15 protein-coding genes are annotated in these 17,784 nt (G+C 43.7%); 9 read left to right on the top strand and 6 right to left on the bottom strand.

The window, feature by feature from the left end; genetic code table 11:
* Positions 1-2 precede the first annotated feature (2 nt).
* The gene (locus KFE17_13495) at positions 3-1,082 is read left to right on the top strand and encodes a M20/M25/M40 family metallo-hydrolase (GenBank protein ID QUO31820.1); all 1,080 of its coding nucleotides are present in this window, start codon (positions 3-5) and stop codon (positions 1,080-1,082) included.
* A 146-nt stretch (positions 1,083-1,228) separates the two neighbouring features.
* On the opposite strand, the gene KFE17_13500 is transcribed toward KFE17_13495, so the two are convergent.
* From KFE17_13500 to malQ, 6 genes are read right to left on the bottom strand one after another with little or no spacing between them, the layout of a single operon-like run.
* Complete coding sequence (locus KFE17_13500) at positions 1,229-2,041, bottom strand: HAD family phosphatase (GenBank protein ID QUO31821.1); 813 nt, start codon at positions 2,039-2,041, stop codon at positions 1,229-1,231.
* Positions 2,042-2,043: 2 nt separating this feature from the next.
* Entirely contained in the window at positions 2,044-3,420 is a 1,377-nt protein-coding gene (locus KFE17_13505; protein QUO31822.1) for a UDP-N-acetylmuramoyl-tripeptide--D-alanyl-D-alanine ligase, read from the bottom strand.
* Between the two features lie 19 nt (positions 3,421-3,439).
* Positions 3,440-4,501: a D-alanine--D-alanine ligase gene (locus KFE17_13510; GenBank protein ID QUO31823.1), complete on the bottom strand. Its 1,062-nt coding sequence runs from the start codon at positions 4,499-4,501 to the stop codon at positions 3,440-3,442.
* Between the two features lie 44 nt (positions 4,502-4,545).
* Positions 4,546-6,000 (bottom strand): nicotinate phosphoribosyltransferase, encoded by a 1,455-nt coding sequence (locus KFE17_13515; GenBank protein ID QUO31824.1) that lies wholly within the window; start codon positions 5,998-6,000, stop codon positions 4,546-4,548.
* A 13-nt stretch (positions 6,001-6,013) separates the two neighbouring features.
* On the bottom strand, positions 6,014-6,748 hold the full coding sequence (locus tag KFE17_13520; GenBank protein QUO31825.1) for a 1-acyl-sn-glycerol-3-phosphate acyltransferase: 735 nt from the start codon (positions 6,746-6,748) through the stop codon (positions 6,014-6,016).
* Positions 6,749-6,763: 15 nt separating this feature from the next.
* On the bottom strand, positions 6,764-8,290 hold the full coding sequence (gene malQ, locus KFE17_13525) for a 4-alpha-glucanotransferase (GenBank protein ID QUO31826.1): 1,527 nt from the start codon (positions 8,288-8,290) through the stop codon (positions 6,764-6,766).
* Positions 8,291-8,400: 110 nt separating this feature from the next.
* Here malQ and KFE17_13530 point away from each other — a divergent pair, with 110 nt between their 5' ends.
* The 8 genes from KFE17_13530 (at position 8,401) to KFE17_13565 (ending at position 17,758) form a co-directional block, all read left to right on the top strand.
* Positions 8,401-8,808: a protease complex subunit PrcB family protein gene (locus KFE17_13530; GenBank protein ID QUO31827.1), complete on the top strand. Its 408-nt coding sequence runs from the start codon at positions 8,401-8,403 to the stop codon at positions 8,806-8,808.
* A 14-nt stretch (positions 8,809-8,822) separates the two neighbouring features.
* Entirely contained in the window at positions 8,823-10,382 is a 1,560-nt protein-coding gene (locus tag KFE17_13535) for a DUF3794 domain-containing protein (GenBank protein QUO31828.1), read from the top strand.
* 69 nt (positions 10,383-10,451) lie between these two features.
* A complete protein-coding gene (locus tag KFE17_13540; GenBank protein ID QUO31829.1) occupies positions 10,452-11,330 on the top strand; it encodes a 4-(cytidine 5'-diphospho)-2-C-methyl-D-erythritol kinase in 879 nt (292 codons plus the stop codon).
* A gap of 4 nt (positions 11,331-11,334) precedes the next feature.
* On the top strand, positions 11,335-12,006 hold the full coding sequence (locus KFE17_13545; GenBank protein ID QUO31830.1) for a GntR family transcriptional regulator: 672 nt from the start codon (positions 11,335-11,337) through the stop codon (positions 12,004-12,006).
* 66 nt (positions 12,007-12,072) lie between these two features.
* Complete coding sequence (gene spoIIR, locus KFE17_13550) at positions 12,073-12,699, top strand: stage II sporulation protein R (protein QUO31831.1); 627 nt, start codon at positions 12,073-12,075, stop codon at positions 12,697-12,699.
* Positions 12,700-12,717: 18 nt separating this feature from the next.
* Positions 12,718-13,425 (top strand): acyl-[acyl-carrier-protein] thioesterase, encoded by a 708-nt coding sequence (locus tag KFE17_13555; GenBank protein QUO31832.1) that lies wholly within the window; start codon positions 12,718-12,720, stop codon positions 13,423-13,425.
* Positions 13,426-13,447: 22 nt separating this feature from the next.
* Complete coding sequence (locus tag KFE17_13560; GenBank protein QUO31833.1) at positions 13,448-14,275, top strand: S1 RNA-binding domain-containing protein; 828 nt, start codon at positions 13,448-13,450, stop codon at positions 14,273-14,275.
* 9 nt (positions 14,276-14,284) lie between these two features.
* On the top strand, positions 14,285-17,758 hold the full coding sequence (locus KFE17_13565; GenBank protein QUO31834.1) for a DNA polymerase III subunit alpha: 3,474 nt from the start codon (positions 14,285-14,287) through the stop codon (positions 17,756-17,758).
* The last annotated feature ends 26 nt before the right edge of the window (positions 17,759-17,784 follow it).

Raw genomic sequence — 17,784 nt, forward strand, 5'->3', positions numbered from 1 at the left:
CGATGAGGACAAGAGAAGAAAACATTGAGTTAATCAAAACATTGAGCAACGCCAACGGTGTATCCGGATTTGAGGATGAGGTTGCTGAAATCGGAAGAAAAGAGACAGAGGAGTATTGTAATGTTACTATTGATTCTTTGAGAAATACATACATGAGCCTGAAAAATAATAAGGGGCGGAAATTAAAAGTATGGATGGATGCTCACAGTGATGAAGTAGGATATATTGTGCAGGCGATCAAACCAAATGGAACGATGAATTTTCTTACACTGGGCGGGAGTGAAGTGACGAATCTTCCGTCAAATAAGGTGCGGGTAAGGAATGATGACGGAGAATACATTCCGGGCATTATTACAAGTAAGCCGCCGCATTTTATCAGTGAAGCAGAGAAGGGACGTGGACGCACACTTTCAGATCTGGCAATTGATGTGGGAGCCGTAAGTACAGAGGATCTGAAGAAGAACTTTAACATCCGCATGGCTGCCCCGGTAGTTCCGGATGTGGAGTGTACTTATGATGAGAAACGGGATCTGTTTATGGGAAAAGCATTTGACTGCCGTGTAGGCTGTGCAGCTCTGATTGAAGCGCTGAACCAGTTAAGTAAAGAAGAACTGGAGGTGGATGTGGAAGCAACGCTTACCGTGCAGGAAGAAGTGGGAGAAAGAGGCGCTATGGCAGCTGTAGACAATATCGATGCAGATGTGTGTATTGCTTTTGAAGGCTGTCCGGCAGATGATACATTTTCACTGGATTATATGATTCAGACGGCTCTTAGAAAAGGACCGATGCTGCGCCATTTTGATTGTTCTATGATTACAAATCCGCGATTCCAGAGATTTGCATTGGATCTGGGAGAAGAACTTGGTATTCCGGTACAGGAATCCGTAAGAAGCGGCGGAGGAACGAATGGAAAATACATCCACGCATCACGTCACGGTGTGCCGACAATCGTTATTGGAGTGCCGGTACGCTATATTCACAGCCATTATGGAATCTGTACACTTGAAGATTACGAGAATTCTGTGCGGCTTGCCGTTGAAATCGTGAAACATCTCAATGAGGAGACGATTGGAAACTTCTAGTAACAATAAACAGCAGAACAGTAAAAAACAGAAGATAAAAAAGAGGTCGGGATTCTTTGCGTTTGTTCAAAGAATTCCGATCTCTTTTGATGAAAAGCGTTAAAATACAATATGGTGGAATATAGTCTGACTTTATTCTATTTTTGTTATCGCATAAAATGGTCGATTACATGAAGAATCCCATCTTCATCATTGGATTTGGTAATAAAATCTGCCCGTTCCAAAAGAATCGGCTGTGCATTGGCCATTGCCACGCCAAGTCCTGCAAATTCCAGCATCGTCAGATCGTTAAAGCCGTCTCCGCAGCAGATCATTTCATTGGCGCTGCGTCCGATATTGTTCAGAAGCTTCTGGAGAGAATAGGCTTTATCGATGTTTGCCGGCATGATTTCCAGAAAGAAAGGTTCGGAGCGATAAATATTGAGTCTGGAACGAAACTGTTTTTTCAGCAGTGTTTCCAGTTCTTCCGTATATTCTGGTTCCCCGGAGATTAATATCTTATTGACCGGAAAGGAGATGCCGGAAAAATCATTGACCGGAACTACCGGGATAGAGTTGATCCGGGATTCCAGCATTGTGTATTCATTCGGTGTCTCTTTTGCCTGGATACAGTAAATGTGTTCCATATCGTAAGTGAGAATATCAACCGGATAAGATATGGAAGCTTCTGTAATTGGCAGCAGTACGTCTGGCGGAAGCACCTTCTGGTAAATAACTTCACCTGTTTTGCAGTTCATAATCCGACCACCGTTAAAAGAAAGGACGTAGCCGCCGAAACGGTCAAGTTCCAGTTCTTTTGCAAGAGGGAGCACACCGGTCGTCGGCCGGCCGGAAGCAAGAATCACTTGTTTGCCGGCTTTCTGAATCTCTATCAGTGCATTTTTGGTAGGCGGAGTAATCTTCTTCTCTGAATTAGTTAGCGTGCCGTCCAGATCGAGCGTAATGATTTCGTAACTCATAGCTATTGCAGTGCCTCCACAATGACTGGAAATTCCATTCCATGTGATGCCTTGATCAGAATAGAGTCCCTGTCTGTTAAGAGTTCTTCACGGTGCTGAAGAAATTCTTCTTTTGTTGCAAAATAATGGATTTCCGGGTGAAAATCATCGTTATGGTGAATGCTTTTAGCGCCTTCGGCAATCTGCTGTGCCAAAGTTCCGATACATATAAGTACATCAATTGCTTTTTGGGAGGCATATACACCTACTTCATAATGCATTTCTTTTTCATTCGCTCCAAGCTCAAACATATCTCCAAGTATGGCTACTTTTCGTCCGAGAGCACAGGTAAGAACATCAATGGAAGCTTTCATGGAAACCGGATTTGCGTTGTAGCAGTCATCAATCAGCATATAATGTTCTGTTTCTATGATGTGATTGCGTCCGGAAACCGGGCGGAGCGCTTCGATTCCGGAACGTATCTCGTCAAGAGAAAGTCCGAGTCTCATACCGACAGCGGCTCCGGCAAGAGCGTTATATACCATATGAGCACCCGGAATTGGAATAATTGCCCGGAGTGTACCGGATGGAAGATGGATCGTGCAGGCAGTTCCGCGAAGTCCAAGGTCTTCTACATCGGAAGCATAAATATCGCTCTGGGAAGAGCGGCCGAAGAAGAAGCGGGAAGCGTGATCCGGCACTTCTGCATGAACCAGCATATCGTCATCTCCGTTTAAAATCACATCTCCGCCATGATGCATATGACGGAACATCTCTGTTTTGGCACGAAGAACGCCCAAGCGGTCTCCAAGCTGTTCCAAGTGACAGTAGCCGATATTTGTAATGACACAGATATCCGGCTGTGCGATGGCAGCCAGGCGATCCATTTCGCCGAAATCGCTGATTCCCATTTCAAGGACAGCAACTTCATGTTCCTCACGGATACGAAATACGGTCAAAGGAAGACCGATTTCGTTATTGAAATTACCTTCTGTTTTCAGAACATGGTATTTCTGAGCCAATACAGAGGCAATCATTTCTTTTGTACTTGTTTTTCCGACACTTCCGCTAATACCGACTACTTTAATTCCAAGCGCCTGACGATAGTGACGGGCGATATCCTTGAGCGCCTGAGGAGCAGATTCCACAAGGATGTATGGAAAAGATACATTGCCGAGCGGTTTTTCAGAAAGCGTGGCAAGAGCTCCTTTTTCTATGACTTGCGGAATAAAATCATGTCCGTCTACCCGGGCGCCTTTGATCGGGACAAATAAAAATCCGGTTTCAATTTTGCGGCTGTCAATAGCAACGCCGGTAACTTCCCGGGCGGCAAATTCATCTTTACCAAAATAGGTGCCGCCGCAGGCAGCGGCAATTTCTTTTAATGACATTTGTTTCATAATACCGTTCCTCTTTTGTTTAGACCGTTTTGTTGTAGCGGGCAAGAGATTTTTCGATGATCATCTCACAAAGCTCACTGTAATTGATTCCGGCAGCGCCGGCTTCCTTTGGGAGAAGGCTTGCAGGAGTCATACCAGGGAGGCTGTTGACTTCCAGACAGTAGATATCTCCATTCTCTGTCAGAAGGAAATCTGCTCTTGAATAAACATCTAATTTTAATGCAGCAAATGCTTTTTCGGCAGCAGACTGCATCTTATGTGCAATGTCTTCCGGAATTTGTGCCGGACAGATTTCCTGAGTACATCCGTCCTGATATTTGTTTTTATAATCGAAGAAACCGCTGTTTGGAATGATTTCAATAACCGGGAGCGCTTTTCCTTCAATAATTCCGACAGCAAATTCCCGTCCTTTAATATATTCTTCAATAATCAGCTCATCTTCATAGCAAAAAGAAGCTTCAATCGCCTGCTTATATTCGTCTTCCGTGTGTACGATATATACACCAACGCTGGAACCGCCGGAGCATGGTTTTACAACGACTGGGAGTGAAAGACCAAGAGCAGCAAGAGAAGTATCCCGGCAGGATTTGTAAAGCCATGTTCCCTTTGGTGTTGGTACGCCTTCTGTGCGGAAAATTTGTTTTGTCAGTCCTTTGTCCATTGCCAGAGCGCTGCCAAGAGAATTCGGGCCGGTATATTTGATTCCCAGCACATCGAAAGTAGCCTGGAGCTTTCCGTTTTCACCAATATCACCGTGAAGTCCCATAAATACAATGTCTGCCATCTGGCAAAGGGCGATTACATTTGGTCCAAGCAGACATGGAGACTGGTCCGGGCGGGAAGCGCGGATGGCAGCCAGATCAGGTTCATCTGCGCTGATTCCAGATGCAATGGAAAGTCCTGCATCCGGAAGGGAGAACAGTTCATCTAATTTATCAGCATCATATGGAATTCCCATAAATGCATCCATCAGGACAGCCTGATGACCATTTGCAAGTAATGTACGGCAGATACCGGCACCGGATGTAAGAGAAACATCACGCTCTGTGCTTAATCCGCCTGCTAATACAACTATTTTCATATATATTATCCTCTTTTCTCAGTTTAACGATAGTCTATCCTATTTTAATCATCCATGCTCATTTGGTCAAGCAGTGACTTCTTCACATCATAGAGTTTCTGGGAAAGGTCAACATAGACCGGATGCGGGTTAAAGAGACGCATTGTCTCATCCCAGAGAGTTTCTTTCTCCTGACGGCAGTAGTCAGCAATTTCGGTAACAGATTTCTCAGGATAAACACAAGCCCCATTTAAAAATACCGGGCACATCAATTCACGAACAGTGTAGGAACCGCCTTTTAAGCGTGTTTTCTTCCATGTTTCAATTGGATCAAAAAGAAGAAGTTCCTTTTCCGGGTCCAGAATCTCATCGGCAAAGCAGATCAGATCGGCTTTAATCTTTCCGGTTTCTTTCTCATAGATTCGGTAAATGGTTTTATTTCCTGGATTGGTAATTTTTTCTGAATTTTCAGAAAGTTTAATCTTCGGGAGAAATTCTCCTTCTTCATTTTGAATGGCAGCCAATTTGTAAACACCGCCGAAAGCAGGGCAGTCTTTGGAGGTAATCAGATTTGTGCCGACGCCCCAGGAATTAATGGCTGCGCCCTGCATCTTCAGATCATGGATCAGGTATTCATCCAGATCATTAGAGGCAGAAATAAATGCATCCGGAAAACCGGCTTCATCCAGCATCTTGCGGGCCTTTTTGGAAAGATAAGCAAGGTCGCCGCTGTCAAGACGAATACCGTATTTTTCCAGTTCGATTCCCTCTTCCTTCATTTCGCGGAATACCCGGATGGCATTTGGAACACCGGATTTCAATGTGTCATAAGTGTCAACGAGAAGACAGCAGAAAGAAGGGTAGAGTCTTGCATATGTCTTAAATGCAGTGTATTCATCCGGAAAACTCATAATCCAGCTATGAGCATGGGTACCCATAACCGGGACATCAAATTCTTTGCCGGCCAGTACGTTGGAAGTTCCGGCACAGCCTCCGATCATAGCAGCTCTGGCGCCGTAGAGTCCTGCATCCGGTCCTTGAGCCCGTCGCAGACCGAATTCCATAATGGTATCATTCTGGGCAGCATGAACTACCCTGGAAGCTTTTGTTGCGATCAGCGACTGGTGATTGATGATATTTAAAAGAGCGGTTTCTACAAGCTGCGCTTCCATCATCGGTGCGATTACTTTTACAAGAGGCTCCCGAGGAAAGACAACAGTTCCTTCCGGAATGGCATAGATGCTCCCGCTAAAATGATATCCGCTTAGATAGTGGAGAAATTCTTCACTGAACATATGAAGACTTCTTAAATAATCTACGTCATCGTAAGAAAAATTCAGGTTCTTTACATAGTCGATAGCCTGTTGAAGTCCGGCGGCAATGGAATATCCGGAGCCGCATGGATTCGCCCGGAAAAAGATATCAAAAACGACTACTTCATTGTCTCCCCGTTCAAAATATCCCTGCATCATCGTTAATTCATATAAATCTGTAAGTAATGTTAAATTTCTTGAATCCATATTAATTGTCCTCCTACAGCAATGCTGCATTTTTGTGTATGGTTTCGTCGATGATATTCTGGCAGTAACGTCCCAGATGTTTACGAGTCTCTTTATCAAGGGAACCCGGATAGATCGGTTCGCCATATTCGATAACCACATGTGTTTTTTTGATCCGCGGGAGATGATTCTCGAAGATCTCAGCTGTGTTATTCATAGAAATCGGTACAATGGCACAGCCTGTTTTTTCGGCAATTTTTAATGAGCCGTCTTTGAACGGAAGGAGTGAGAGTTCTTCTCCTTTATTCCGCGTTCCTTCCGGGAAAATACAGATAGAAATTCCCTTTTTTACATAGTCGATGCCCTGCAGAATTGTCTTTAATCCTTCTTTAATATTCTCGCGGTCAAGGAAGAGGCAGTAGAGCAGACGCATCCATGTGGAAAGAAGCGGGATTTTCTCCATTTCTTTTTTGGCTACATAGCCTGTCAGCCGCTTACAGCGGGAATATGTGAGAAGAATATCGAAAAAGCTTCTATGGTTACCGATAAAAAGCACCGGTTCATCCGGAACACGTTCTTCTCCGATGACAGTAATCTTTACCCCGGTGATTTTAAGAATACATTTAAAACCCCACTGTACAATACGCAGACTGGAGTAGTCCCGTGCATTTGGACGGAATTTACCTATGAGCCATTCCACAAGCATAACAGGAATAGACAAGATTAAAAAGCTGACTAAAAAAATAAAGACGAAGATAAAGCGAATCATAGTATTCGGTCCTTTCTAATATCTTCCATATAAATGGGAGAGAGATTTTAAATATTCCGCGAGGGAATCACTCAATGCTTCGCGGCAAAAGCGCCAACTCCAGTTTCCGGCTGCTTTACCGGGTACGTTCATGCGTCCGTCTGAGTTGACGCCGAGTACATCCTGCATTGGGAAGATAGCATAGGCCGCAATGCTTCCGAGACAGGTGCGGATGAAGTCAAAATGAACAGAATTGCCGTCCGTATTCATATAGCGGCGCACTTTATCCTGAGCTTTCGGAGAAGCATTCGTATACCAGCCCATAGAAGTATCGTTATCGTGGGTGCCGGTGTAACAAACACAGTTCGTTGTTGTGAATTGGTGAGGAAGATATGCGCTTTCTTCTTCTGATTCAAAGGCAAACTGCAAAACTTTCATTCCCGGAAAGCCAAACGTATCCCGAAGTTTTTCGACTTCCGGTGTGATGATCCCAAGATCTTCTGCGATGATTGGCAGATGATCTCCAAGAGCTTTCTGGATCGCAAGAAAAAGATCTTCCTTTGGACCGCGTTTCCATGTTCCAAGAGCAGCAGATTCGGCGTTGGCAGGAACTGCCCAGAAGGCTTCAAATCCACGAAAATGATCAATCCGCAAATAATCAACAAGATCGAGCTGGTTACGAATCCGCGCAATCCACCAGGCGTATCCGGTTTTCTTGTGGACTTTCCAGTCATAGAGGGGATTGCCCCAAAGCTGTCCGGTTGCAGAAAAATAATCCGGCGGAACACCTGCAACGACAGTTGGATAGCCTTCTTCATCAAGAAGAAAGAGTTCCTGATGACTCCATACATCTGCGCTGTCCAAAGAGACGAAGATAGGGATATCACCGATAATCTTGATATCTTTGTCATTGGCATATGCTTTTAAGGCATACCATTGACGGAAGAATATGAACTGAACAAATTTGTAATAATGAATCTCATGTTTCAGAGACAGCATTAATTCTGTCTTTTCTGCCGGAGAAGGATTCCGGTACGGAGCCTTCCAGTCCAGCCAGGAACGCCCGTCATTGGCAGCTTTACATGCCATATAGAGCGTGTAGTCAGAAAGCCAGAATTCATTTTCAAGGCAGAAAGAGTCGTACTCTTCCAGAAGCATCTTGTCAGCTGTGTGACAGAATTTTTCGTAGGCTTTCTGGAGAAGTTCATTCTTCCACGGAATCACAGTCCCATAATCAACAGTTTCAGAATCTGTGTCCGGCAAGTCTTTTAAGTCTTCTGCGCTGATGAGATCCAGTTTTTGAAGATCGTCAGGACTGATCAGAAGCGGTTGACCGGCAAATGCAGAGAAACTCTGATAAGGAGAATCTCCGAATCCGGTCGGGTTAAGTGGAAGCACCTGCCAGAGATGCTGACCTGCTTTATTTAGAAAATCAATAAATTCATAAGCACCGTCTCCGAGATCTCCGATACCGTATGGAGATGGAAGAGAAGTAGGGTGCAGTAAAATCCCGGACAGACGGTCTGACGGACCATATGTCGTCTGGGCAGTTTCAAAATTCATAAGTGCCCTCTCCTTTTTTGAAATGATTTGAAGTTTATTATACTCGATTTTGGTATTTTTCACAACCTTCCTGTGTATGATGTTAAAAAAGAATGAAAGCCGGAGGGGATATGAAACGGGCAATACTGGGCGTGCTGCTGACAGGCTTTTTGGTTTTGTTATCAGGATGTCATTTCCAGAAGCTCCATGAGGCAAGCGGAAAAGATCTGGATTATGTCATTCTTGAAGAACATGAGATTCCGGAAACATTTCTAAAAGAACTGGAAACTGCGAAGAAAGAGCCTTTTCAAATGACATATGAAGATCAGGGAATGATTTATGCAGCAAAGGGCTACGGGGAGCAGGAAATGAGCGGTTACAGTATTATTGCAGATGAGGTTTATGAAAGCAAAGATGCGGTTTGGATCCATACAAATCTGCTTGGTCCAAAGAAAGGAGAAAAGACAGAGGAAAGAAAAACATATCCATATATTGTCATAAAAATGGAACAGACCGATAAATATATTGTATTCAAGTAGAGGAGGAAGAAGCAATGGAATTAGTAAAAAAGATGATTCATTTTAATGATGCGGGAAAGAAGGTCACAGCTCAGTTTTTTCTTGATGAAGATTATAATGTGCCGGATGCAAAAAATGATGTAGGGCGGATTGTTCTGAGTGAAGGAAAGCTTCGGGTAGAAGAGCTGCGGCACATGGAAAACTATCTGAAGATCTCCGGCAGGCTTATATTTTCCATTTTGTATGTGACGGAAGAGGGAGAGAAAAGGCTGGCTTCACTGGAAGGGAAACTTCCGTTTGAGGAAATGATCTACATAGAAGAACAGGAAGAAGGGCGCTATCAGCTGACGGATATGAAAGTGGAATTTTCAGCATCCATTGTACATTCCAGAAAGCTTAGTATCAAAGCAGTCGTGGATCTGGCAGCAGCGCCGGAGGGACTTCGGGATGAAGAAGCAGCTATTGATGTGGATAGTGAGGAGAGCATCTGCAAGAAGTTCCGGAAAGAAAATCTTTTGGAACTGCGGGCAAGTAAAAAAGATACTTATCGGATGAAAGAAGAAATACGTCTTCCGGGAACAAAGGAAAATGTCGGAACAATCCTCTGGTCAGACGTAACGGAAAGAAAACTGGAAACAAAGCTTGAGGAGGGAGCGTTGGCGCTTCAGGGAGAGCTTCTTGTCTTTGTTTTCTATGAGTCGGCAGAAGGAAAACTGGACTGGCTGGAACAGACGGTTCCTTATGAGGGGCGCATTGAAGTAAGTAAAGCGGAAAGTGGAATGTATCATCATGTTATGAAAAATCTCGGGGATGTAAATATAGATCTTCGCATGGATGAAGACGGGGAGCCGAGAATTTTGGGAATTGAAGGGACGATTGATTTAAAAATCGCAGTATATGAGGAAGAGGAAGTAACTTTTCTGGAAGACGTATATTCTCTGCAGCAGGAGCTGAAGCCTTCTTTTCGAAAATGCTGCTATGAGAGTATGGTTATGCAGAATCACTCTAAGTGTAAGCTGACAGAGCAGTTATCGCTGCCGGAACTGCAAAATGATATTTTACAGATCTGTCACAGTAAAGGTGTACTGCAGCCGGAGAATTACCGTGTGGAATCCGATGGTATTCGCGTAGAAGGTGTGATTCATATTTGTTTTCTGTATGTGAAAGCCAGTGATGAGGTACCGTTTGACGTATGGCAGGGGATGATCCCATTTTCTCATCTGATTGAGAGCAATGAGACTGTACCGGACATGAAATACGATATTACGCACGGGATTGAACAGCTTTTTGTGAATCTGCTTGGCGGAAATCAGGTGGAAGTAAAGGCGGTACTTTCTTTTCAGAGTTTTTTGAAAAGAGCATTTGAGATGGACACAATGGAATCCATAGAAGTCAGTGAAATTGATAAAAAAGAGTTGGAAAAACGTCCGGGGATCGTAGGTTATACAGTAAAAAAAGGCGATACATTATGGGCGCTTGCGAAACGCTACAGTACAACAGCAGAGGGAATCCGGGAAGTGAATCATCTGCAGACAGAAGAAGTAAAAGAAGGAGAGAAAATATTGATTTTTAAAGAAAGTACGAGTATACTTTAAAATAGTATAATGTATACAAGATACAGCTAATACATGATATATGCGAAAGAAAAGGAGGGAATATACAACATGGATAAGCTGAAGTTAAGAGCATTGGCGAAAATTAACCTTGCGCTTGATGTACTTGGACGACGGGAAAATGGATATCATGACGTGAGAATGATTATGCAGAGTATTTACCTGTATGATAATGTGCTTTTGGAAAAGACAAAAGAGCCGGGAATCCGGATTTCAACAAATCTGTATTTCCTTCCGGTTGATGAAAATAATATTGCATATAAGGCAGCAAAGCTTCTAATGGATGAGTTCGGGCTTCCGGGTGGAATCAGTATTTCACTTCAGAAATATATTCCGGTGGCAGCAGGATTGGCCGGAGGAAGCTCTAATGCTGCCGCAGTGTTGTTTGGAATGAACCGGATGTATGGCCTGGGATTAAGTATAGAAGAACTGATGGAGCGCGGTGTAAAACTGGGAGCAGATGTTCCGTATTGCATTATGAGAGGAACTGTTCTCGCAGAAGGAATTGGAGAAGAATTGACAAGACTTCCTGCGCTTCCGAAATGTTATGTACTCATTGCAAAACCGCCGATCAGTGTATCGACGAAGATGGTGTATGAGAAGTTGGATGCAAAGGAGATTGTGGAGCATCCGGATGTGGATGGAATGATGGAAGCGCTGAAAGAGGGAGACTTACAGCGAATTGCATCTAAGATGGGAAATGTACTGGAACAGGTAACGGTAGAAGCATATCCGGTTATTGATCAGGTAAAGAAGATGATGAAAGAAGCAGGGGCGCTGAATGCAATGATGAGTGGAAGCGGTCCAACGGTGTTCGGGCTGTTTGATGACCGGAAAAAGGCGTCAAAAGCAATGCGGATGATTCGGGAGCATACGGTGACAAAACAGGTATACCTGACAAATATACATGGAGCAAGGAGGAACATATAAGAGAATGGATGCCAAATTTAATGTGACGATGAACGAATATCTTCCGCTCAGAGATGTGGTGTTTAACACACTGCGCCAGGCAATTCTGAGAGGAGAACTTAAGCCGGGGGAACGTCTGATGGAGATTCAGCTGGCGAATAAATTAGGAGTGAGCCGTACACCGATTCGCGAGGCAATTCGTAAACTGGAACTGGAAGGGCTTGTGCTGATGATTCCGCGAAAGGGAGCAGAGGTTGCGGAAATTACAGAAAAGAATTTAAGAGACGTTCTGGAAGTGAGGAAAGCTCTGGAGGAACTGGCAGTGCAGCTGGCCTGTGATAAGATTACAGAAGAAGGAATTGCTGAATTGAAAAAGTGCGCCAGGGAATTTAAGGAGAGTCTCGATCATGATGATATTACACAGATAGCTGAGGCGGATGTGAGATTTCACGATGTGATTTATTTTGCAACAGATAATCAACGTCTGATCCAGCTTCTAAATAATCTGCGGGAGCAGATGTATCGCTATCGGGTAGAATACCTGAAACGAAAGGAATGTCACGAAGGACTGTTGAATGAACATGAAGAACTGATTCATATGATTGAAGCTCATAATAAAGAAAAGGCAACAGAAATCACAAACCGCCATATTGATAATCAGGTACAGGCTGTTGCAGATTTAATCCGAAAAGAATAAATCATGTGAATAGGCTGTCAAAAGACGGATATACTCCTGACAGAGAGGAAGGAGTGAAAGATCGGTATGAGAAAACAAGATAGAATCTGTTTTATCGTGTCAGTTATTATGGCAGTATTTTTGACAGCAGGAATCATTGAGAAAAGAGAGTGCAGGGCAGCGGAGAAAATAGCCGGACTGCAGGAGGAACTGGCACAGGAAGTATTTCGCTTTCATGTGCGTGCCAACAGTGACAGGGAAGAAGATCAAACATTGAAACTGAAAGTAAAGGACGCAGTGATTACATACATGAAAAAGGCGCTTCCGGATTCGGACAGTGCAAAGGAAACAAAGGATTGGGCCATAAAGCATCAGGAAGAACTGATTCGGGAAGCAAGGCGGGTAATCCGGGCAGAAGGCTATGATTATTCGGTTCAAGTTCAAATCGGTCCGTGCAAATTCCCGGATAAAACGTATGGAGATATTACATTTCCGGCTGGAATGTACGAAGCGCTGGAAATTCTGATTGGCAATGCTTCCGGAAGAAACTGGTGGTGTGTACTCTATCCAAATCTTTGTTTTGTGGACGCTATGAATGCAGTTGTGCCAAAAGAGGGGAAAATACAGCTGCAGAATGTATTGACGGAAGAGGAATATGAGATGGTAAGCGCCTATACAGATTTTAAGATAAAATGGTTCTTTTTTGGAAAATAATATGACAGCGGAGGAAATATGTATACAATAGATGGAAGAATCCGTCTGAGCGAGACGGATCACAAAGGAAAAGCAACGCTGCCTGCAATTGTGAATTATTTTCAGGACTGCAGTGCATTTCAGTCGGAAGATATCGGATTGGGTGTGGAATATCTGGAGACACATAAGAAAGCCTGGGTGCTGAATGCATGGCAGATTGTTGTGGAAGAGTACCCGCATTTAGGAACGAAGATCCGGACAGGGACATGGGCCAGTGGATTTGAAGGGCTATATGGAACGAGAAATTTTTTAATGTGTGATGAGAGCGGGAAAAAATTAGCGTATGCCAATTCCATATGGGTTTTTATGGATCTCAGTAAAGGAAGACCGGCACGTCCGGCGGAAGAAGACATTGCGCCTTACGGGGTAGAAGCGCCTCTGGAAATGGAGTATGCTCCCCGGAAGATTCCGCTTCCGGAGGAGTATGGAAGCTGTCGGAAAGAAATCACGGTTGCAGGAAGTGATATTGATACAAATGAACATATGAACAACTGTATTTATATCCGAATCGCATTGGACGTACTTCCACAGGATACGGCATTTCATCAAGTGAGAGTAGAATACAGGCGTTCTGCTGTGCTTGGAGATGTGATTGTTCCATGGGTTATGGAAGAAGAGGATAGAATTCTGATCAGACTTTGCGATAGCGAGAAAAAGTTGTTTGCAATTGTGGAGTTTCAGAAATAATCGGATAAAAAGGAGACAAAAGATGGAATTAACATTAGGGAAAAAACAAGTATTGACAATTGTAAAACAGGTGGAATTTGGTGTCTATCTCGGGACAGAGAAAGAAAAAGTGCTTTTGCCGAAAAAACAGGTGCCGGAAGGAGCAGAACCGGGAGATCCGGTGGAAGTCTTTCTCTATAAAGATTCTCAGGATCGCCTGATTGCGACAACCAATGAACCATTGCTTACACTGGGAGAGTTGGCGGTTTTAGAGGTAGCAGAAACCGGTAAATACGGGGCATTTTTGAAATGGGGACTGGAAAAAGATCTTTTTCTTCCATTCAAGGAGCAGACAAGCCGTGTTAAAAAAGGCGATAAATGTCTTGTGACACTGTATGTGGACAAAAGCCAGAGATTATGTGCAACGATGCGGGTATATGAATTGCTCCGAAAAGATTCCGAATATAAGAAAGATGATATGGTAACAGGAATCGTGTATGAGACAAGCCAGCAGTTCGGTGCATTTGTTGCAGTAGATAATCAATTTTCAGCCCTGATTCCGCGACGGGAATTATTCCGTGAAATACCGGTTGGAACAATCGTCCATGCTCGTGTTACGTCAGTCAAAGAAGACGGCAAACTGGATCTGAGTCTGCGCGAAAAGGCATTTGTTCAGATGGATGCGGATGCGGAGATGATTTATGAAAAAATGAAATCGCAAAACGGTATGCTCCCATTTACAGATAAGGCAGATCCGGAGATCATCAAGAGAGAGTTTGGAATGAGCAAAGCAGCTTTTAAGAGAGCGGTGGGACGTCTTCTGAAAGCAGGAAAAATAGAAATCGGAGAACAGAAGATTACGACGAAATAAGAGGTTGAGATGAATTTTGCACATTTACATGTCCATACAGAGTACAGTCTGCTGGACGGTTCCAATAAAATAAAAGAATATGTTTCCAGAGTCAAGGAACTTGGCATGAACAGTGCGGCAATTACAGATCACGGCGTCATGTTCGGGGTGATTGATTTCTATCGGGAGGCAAAAGCCCAGGGGATTAAACCAATCCTCGGATGCGAAGTTTATGTGGCGCCGGGTTCACGCTTTGAGAAAGAGGCGGGAGGAAGCGGAGAAGACCGATATTATCACCTTGTGCTTCTGGCGGAAAATAATACAGGTTACCAGAATCTTATGAAGATTGTGTCAAAAGGATTTGTGGAAGGTTATTATTATAAACCGCGTGTGGATCTGGAGGTATTGAGGGAATATCATGAGGGGATTATTGCTCTTAGCGCCTGCCTGGCAGGAGAAGTACAGAAAAATCTGCTGCGCGGCATGTATCATGAAGCCAAAAAGGCGGCGCTTCAGTATGAAGAGATTTTCGGTAAAGGAAATTTTTTCCTGGAGCTGCAGGATCATGGCCTTTCAGAACAGGCAACGGTAAACCAGAGACAGCTTCGCCTGTCAGAAGAGACAGGAATCCCTCTTGTGGCGACAAACGATGTTCACTACACTTATGCGGAAGATGAGAAGGCTCATGATATCCTTCTTTGCATTCAGACAGGGAAAAAACTGGCAGATGAAGATCGGATGCGTTACGAAGGAGGACAGTACTATGTAAAGTCTCCGGAAGAAATGAAAGCGCTCTTTCCATATGCGCTTCAGGCATTAGAGAATACGCAGAAAATTGCAGATCGATGTGAAGTGACGATTGAGTTCGGCGTAACGAAGCTCCCGAAATATGATGTGCCGGAAGGGTATACGTCATGGGAATATCTGAATAAACTATGTTTTGAGGGGTTGGAGCGGCTTTATGAAGCTCCGGATCAGGAACTGCGGGACCGGCTTAACTATGAGTTAGAGGTAATCCGGACAATGGGGTATGTGGATTATTTTCTGATTGTATGGGATTTTATTAAATATGCCAAAGATCACGGGATTAAAGTAGGTCCGGGACGTGGTTCGGCAGCGGGAAGCATCGTGTCCTACTGTCTTGGAATCACTACGATAGATCCGATCCGGTATCAGCTGCTCTTTGAGCGGTTTCTGAATCCGGAGCGAGTGTCTATGCCGGATATTGACGTGGATTTCTGTTTTGAACGGCGTCAGGAAGTCATTGACTATGTTGTAGAAAAATACGGTGCAGATCGGGTTGTACAGATTGTTACTTTCGGTACGATGGCAGCGCGGGGAGTCATTCGGGATGTTGGAAGAGTTATGGATCTTCCATATGCTTTTGTAGATTCCATTGCCAAACTTGTGCCAAAAGAACTAAATATTACACTTGATAAGGCATTGAATAATCCGGAAATGAAAAAAGCCTATGAAGAAAATCCACAGGTCAAAGAACTGATCGATATGTCGCGAAGGCTGGAAGGACTTCCAAGACATACTTCTATGCATGCAGCAGGTGTTGTAATCAGTCAGAAATCAGTGGATGAATATGTTCCGCTGTCACTTGGCGCAGATGGTTCTGTTGTGGCGCAGTTTACAATGACAACGCTTGAACAGCTGGGGCTTTTGAAAATGGATTTTCTTGGTCTGCGAACACTTACCGTTATCCAGAATGCAGTGCTTCTTGCTGAGAAGAGCAGTGGAAAGAAACTGGATATGGATCAGATTGATTACAACGATCCGAATGTACTTGGAATGATCGGTCAGGGAAAGACAGAGGGCGTCTTCCAGTTGGAAAGCGGCGGTATGAAGAACTTTATGAAAGAGCTAAAGCCAAATAATCTGGAAGATATCATTGCGGGGATTTCCTTATATCGTCCGGGACCGATGGACTTTATTCCGCAGTATATTAAAGGGAAAAATGATTTTGCCTCTGTCACATATGACTGCCCACAGCTGGAACCGATTCTGGCTCCGACTTACGGATGTATTGTTTATCAGGAGCAGGTAATGCAGATTGTGCGGGATCTGGCAGGTTATACGCTGGGACGGAGCGATTTGTTACGAAGAGCAATGTCTAAGAAAAAAGGCGATGTCATGGAAAAGGAACGGCAGAATTTCGTCTATGGAAATCAAGAAGAAGGCGTTCCGGGCTGTATTGCAAATGGAATTGATGAGAAAACTGCGAATAAGATTTATGATGAAATGATTGATTTTGCCAAATATGCATTTAATAAGTCCCATGCAGCAGCCTATGCTGTTGTTTCCTATCAGACAGCTTATTTGAAATATTATTATCCGGTGGAATTTATGGCAGCTTTGATGACTTCTGTGATTGATAATCCGGGAAAGGTTACGGAGTATATTTATGCAAGCCGGCAGATGGGAATAGAAATTCTGCCTCCGGATATTAATGAGGGAGAGGGAAGCTTCTCGGCAGATGGAGGAAATATCCGTTATGGTCTGAGAGCAATCAAGAGCATTGGACGTCCGGTCATTGAATCAATGATCCGTGAACGGGAATCCAGAGGCAGATTTAAAAACCTGAAAGATTTCATTGAGCGAATGAGCGGACAGGATGTCAATAAGAGAACAATTGAAAATCTGATCAAATCAGGAGCGCTTGACAGTCTCGGAGGAACGAGAAAACAGTATATGGTGATTTATCTCCAAATTCTTGAGCAGGTAAATCAGGAGCGGAAATATTCGATGACAGGACAGTTGTCGTTATTTGATATTGTAAGTGAAGAGCAGAAGAAGGAATTCGATATTGCCCTTCCACCGGTAGGAGAATATCAAAAAGAGACAAAGCTTGCATTTGAAAAAGAAGTACTTGGAGTGTATCTGACAGGACATCCGCTGGAAGAATATGAAGAAAAGTGGCGAAAGAGTATTTCAGCGACCACTCTCGATTTCCAGATGGACGAAGAGACAGGACGAACGAAAGTATCCGATGGAGCCAAAGAAATTATTGGCGGAATGATCGTCGGCAAGACGATTAAATATACAAAGAAGAATCAGACGATGGCATTTCTGACGATCGAAGATCTTCTCGGTACAGTAGAAGTAGTGGTATTTCCAAGAGACTATGAGAAGAATCGGGAATATCTGAATGAAGATGCAAAAGTATTTGTGCAGGGTCGGGTTGTGGAAGAAGATGACCGTCCGAGCAAGCTGATCTGTGAGTCGATCGTGCCGTTTGAGGAGACGCGATGTGAACTTTGGATTCAATTTGAAGATAAACAGACTTTTTTGAGACGAGAGAGAGAACTGTATGACTTATTGAAAGAATCCGAAGGGAAAGACAGCGTTGTCATCTACTGCCGGGCAGAAAAAGCGATCAAACGGCTTCCGGCAAATAGAAATATCAAGGTAAATGATGGGCTTTTAAGCATATTGTCAAATTACTATGGCGAAAGCTGTGTAAAAGTTGTAGAAAAACCTATTGAAAAGATGTACTAAATCATGTACAATCTATTCGAAATGTT

It is taken from the genome of Faecalicatena sp. Marseille-Q4148 (genome assembly GCA_018228665.1).
Taxonomy (GTDB): domain Bacteria; phylum Bacillota; class Clostridia; order Lachnospirales; family Lachnospiraceae; genus UBA9414.

Excerpts from the sequence above, each read along its gene's own strand:
- KFE17_13495 (QUO31820.1), top strand. The coding sequence starts at position 3 with ATGAGGACAAGAGAAGAAAACATTGAGTTAATCAAAACATTGAGCAAC.
- KFE17_13500 (QUO31821.1), bottom strand. The coding sequence starts at position 2,041 with ATGAGTTACGAAATCATTACGCTCGATCTGGACGGCACGCTAACTAAT.
- KFE17_13505 (QUO31822.1), bottom strand. The coding sequence starts at position 3,420 with ATGAAACAAATGTCATTAAAAGAAATTGCCGCTGCCTGCGGCGGCACC.
- KFE17_13510 (QUO31823.1), bottom strand. The coding sequence starts at position 4,501 with ATGAAAATAGTTGTATTAGCAGGCGGATTAAGCACAGAGCGTGATGTT.
- KFE17_13515 (QUO31824.1), bottom strand. The coding sequence starts at position 6,000 with ATGGATTCAAGAAATTTAACATTACTTACAGATTTATATGAATTAACG.
- KFE17_13520 (QUO31825.1), bottom strand. The coding sequence starts at position 6,748 with ATGATTCGCTTTATCTTCGTCTTTATTTTTTTAGTCAGCTTTTTAATC.
- malQ (QUO31826.1), bottom strand. The coding sequence starts at position 8,290 with ATGAATTTTGAAACTGCCCAGACGACATATGGTCCGTCAGACCGTCTG.
- KFE17_13530 (QUO31827.1), top strand. The coding sequence starts at position 8,401 with ATGAAACGGGCAATACTGGGCGTGCTGCTGACAGGCTTTTTGGTTTTG.
- KFE17_13535 (QUO31828.1), top strand. The coding sequence starts at position 8,823 with ATGGAATTAGTAAAAAAGATGATTCATTTTAATGATGCGGGAAAGAAG.
- KFE17_13540 (QUO31829.1), top strand. The coding sequence starts at position 10,452 with ATGGATAAGCTGAAGTTAAGAGCATTGGCGAAAATTAACCTTGCGCTT.
- KFE17_13545 (QUO31830.1), top strand. The coding sequence starts at position 11,335 with ATGGATGCCAAATTTAATGTGACGATGAACGAATATCTTCCGCTCAGA.
- spoIIR (QUO31831.1), top strand. The coding sequence starts at position 12,073 with ATGAGAAAACAAGATAGAATCTGTTTTATCGTGTCAGTTATTATGGCA.
- KFE17_13555 (QUO31832.1), top strand. The coding sequence starts at position 12,718 with ATGTATACAATAGATGGAAGAATCCGTCTGAGCGAGACGGATCACAAA.
- KFE17_13560 (QUO31833.1), top strand. The coding sequence starts at position 13,448 with ATGGAATTAACATTAGGGAAAAAACAAGTATTGACAATTGTAAAACAG.
- KFE17_13565 (QUO31834.1), top strand. The coding sequence starts at position 14,285 with ATGAATTTTGCACATTTACATGTCCATACAGAGTACAGTCTGCTGGAC.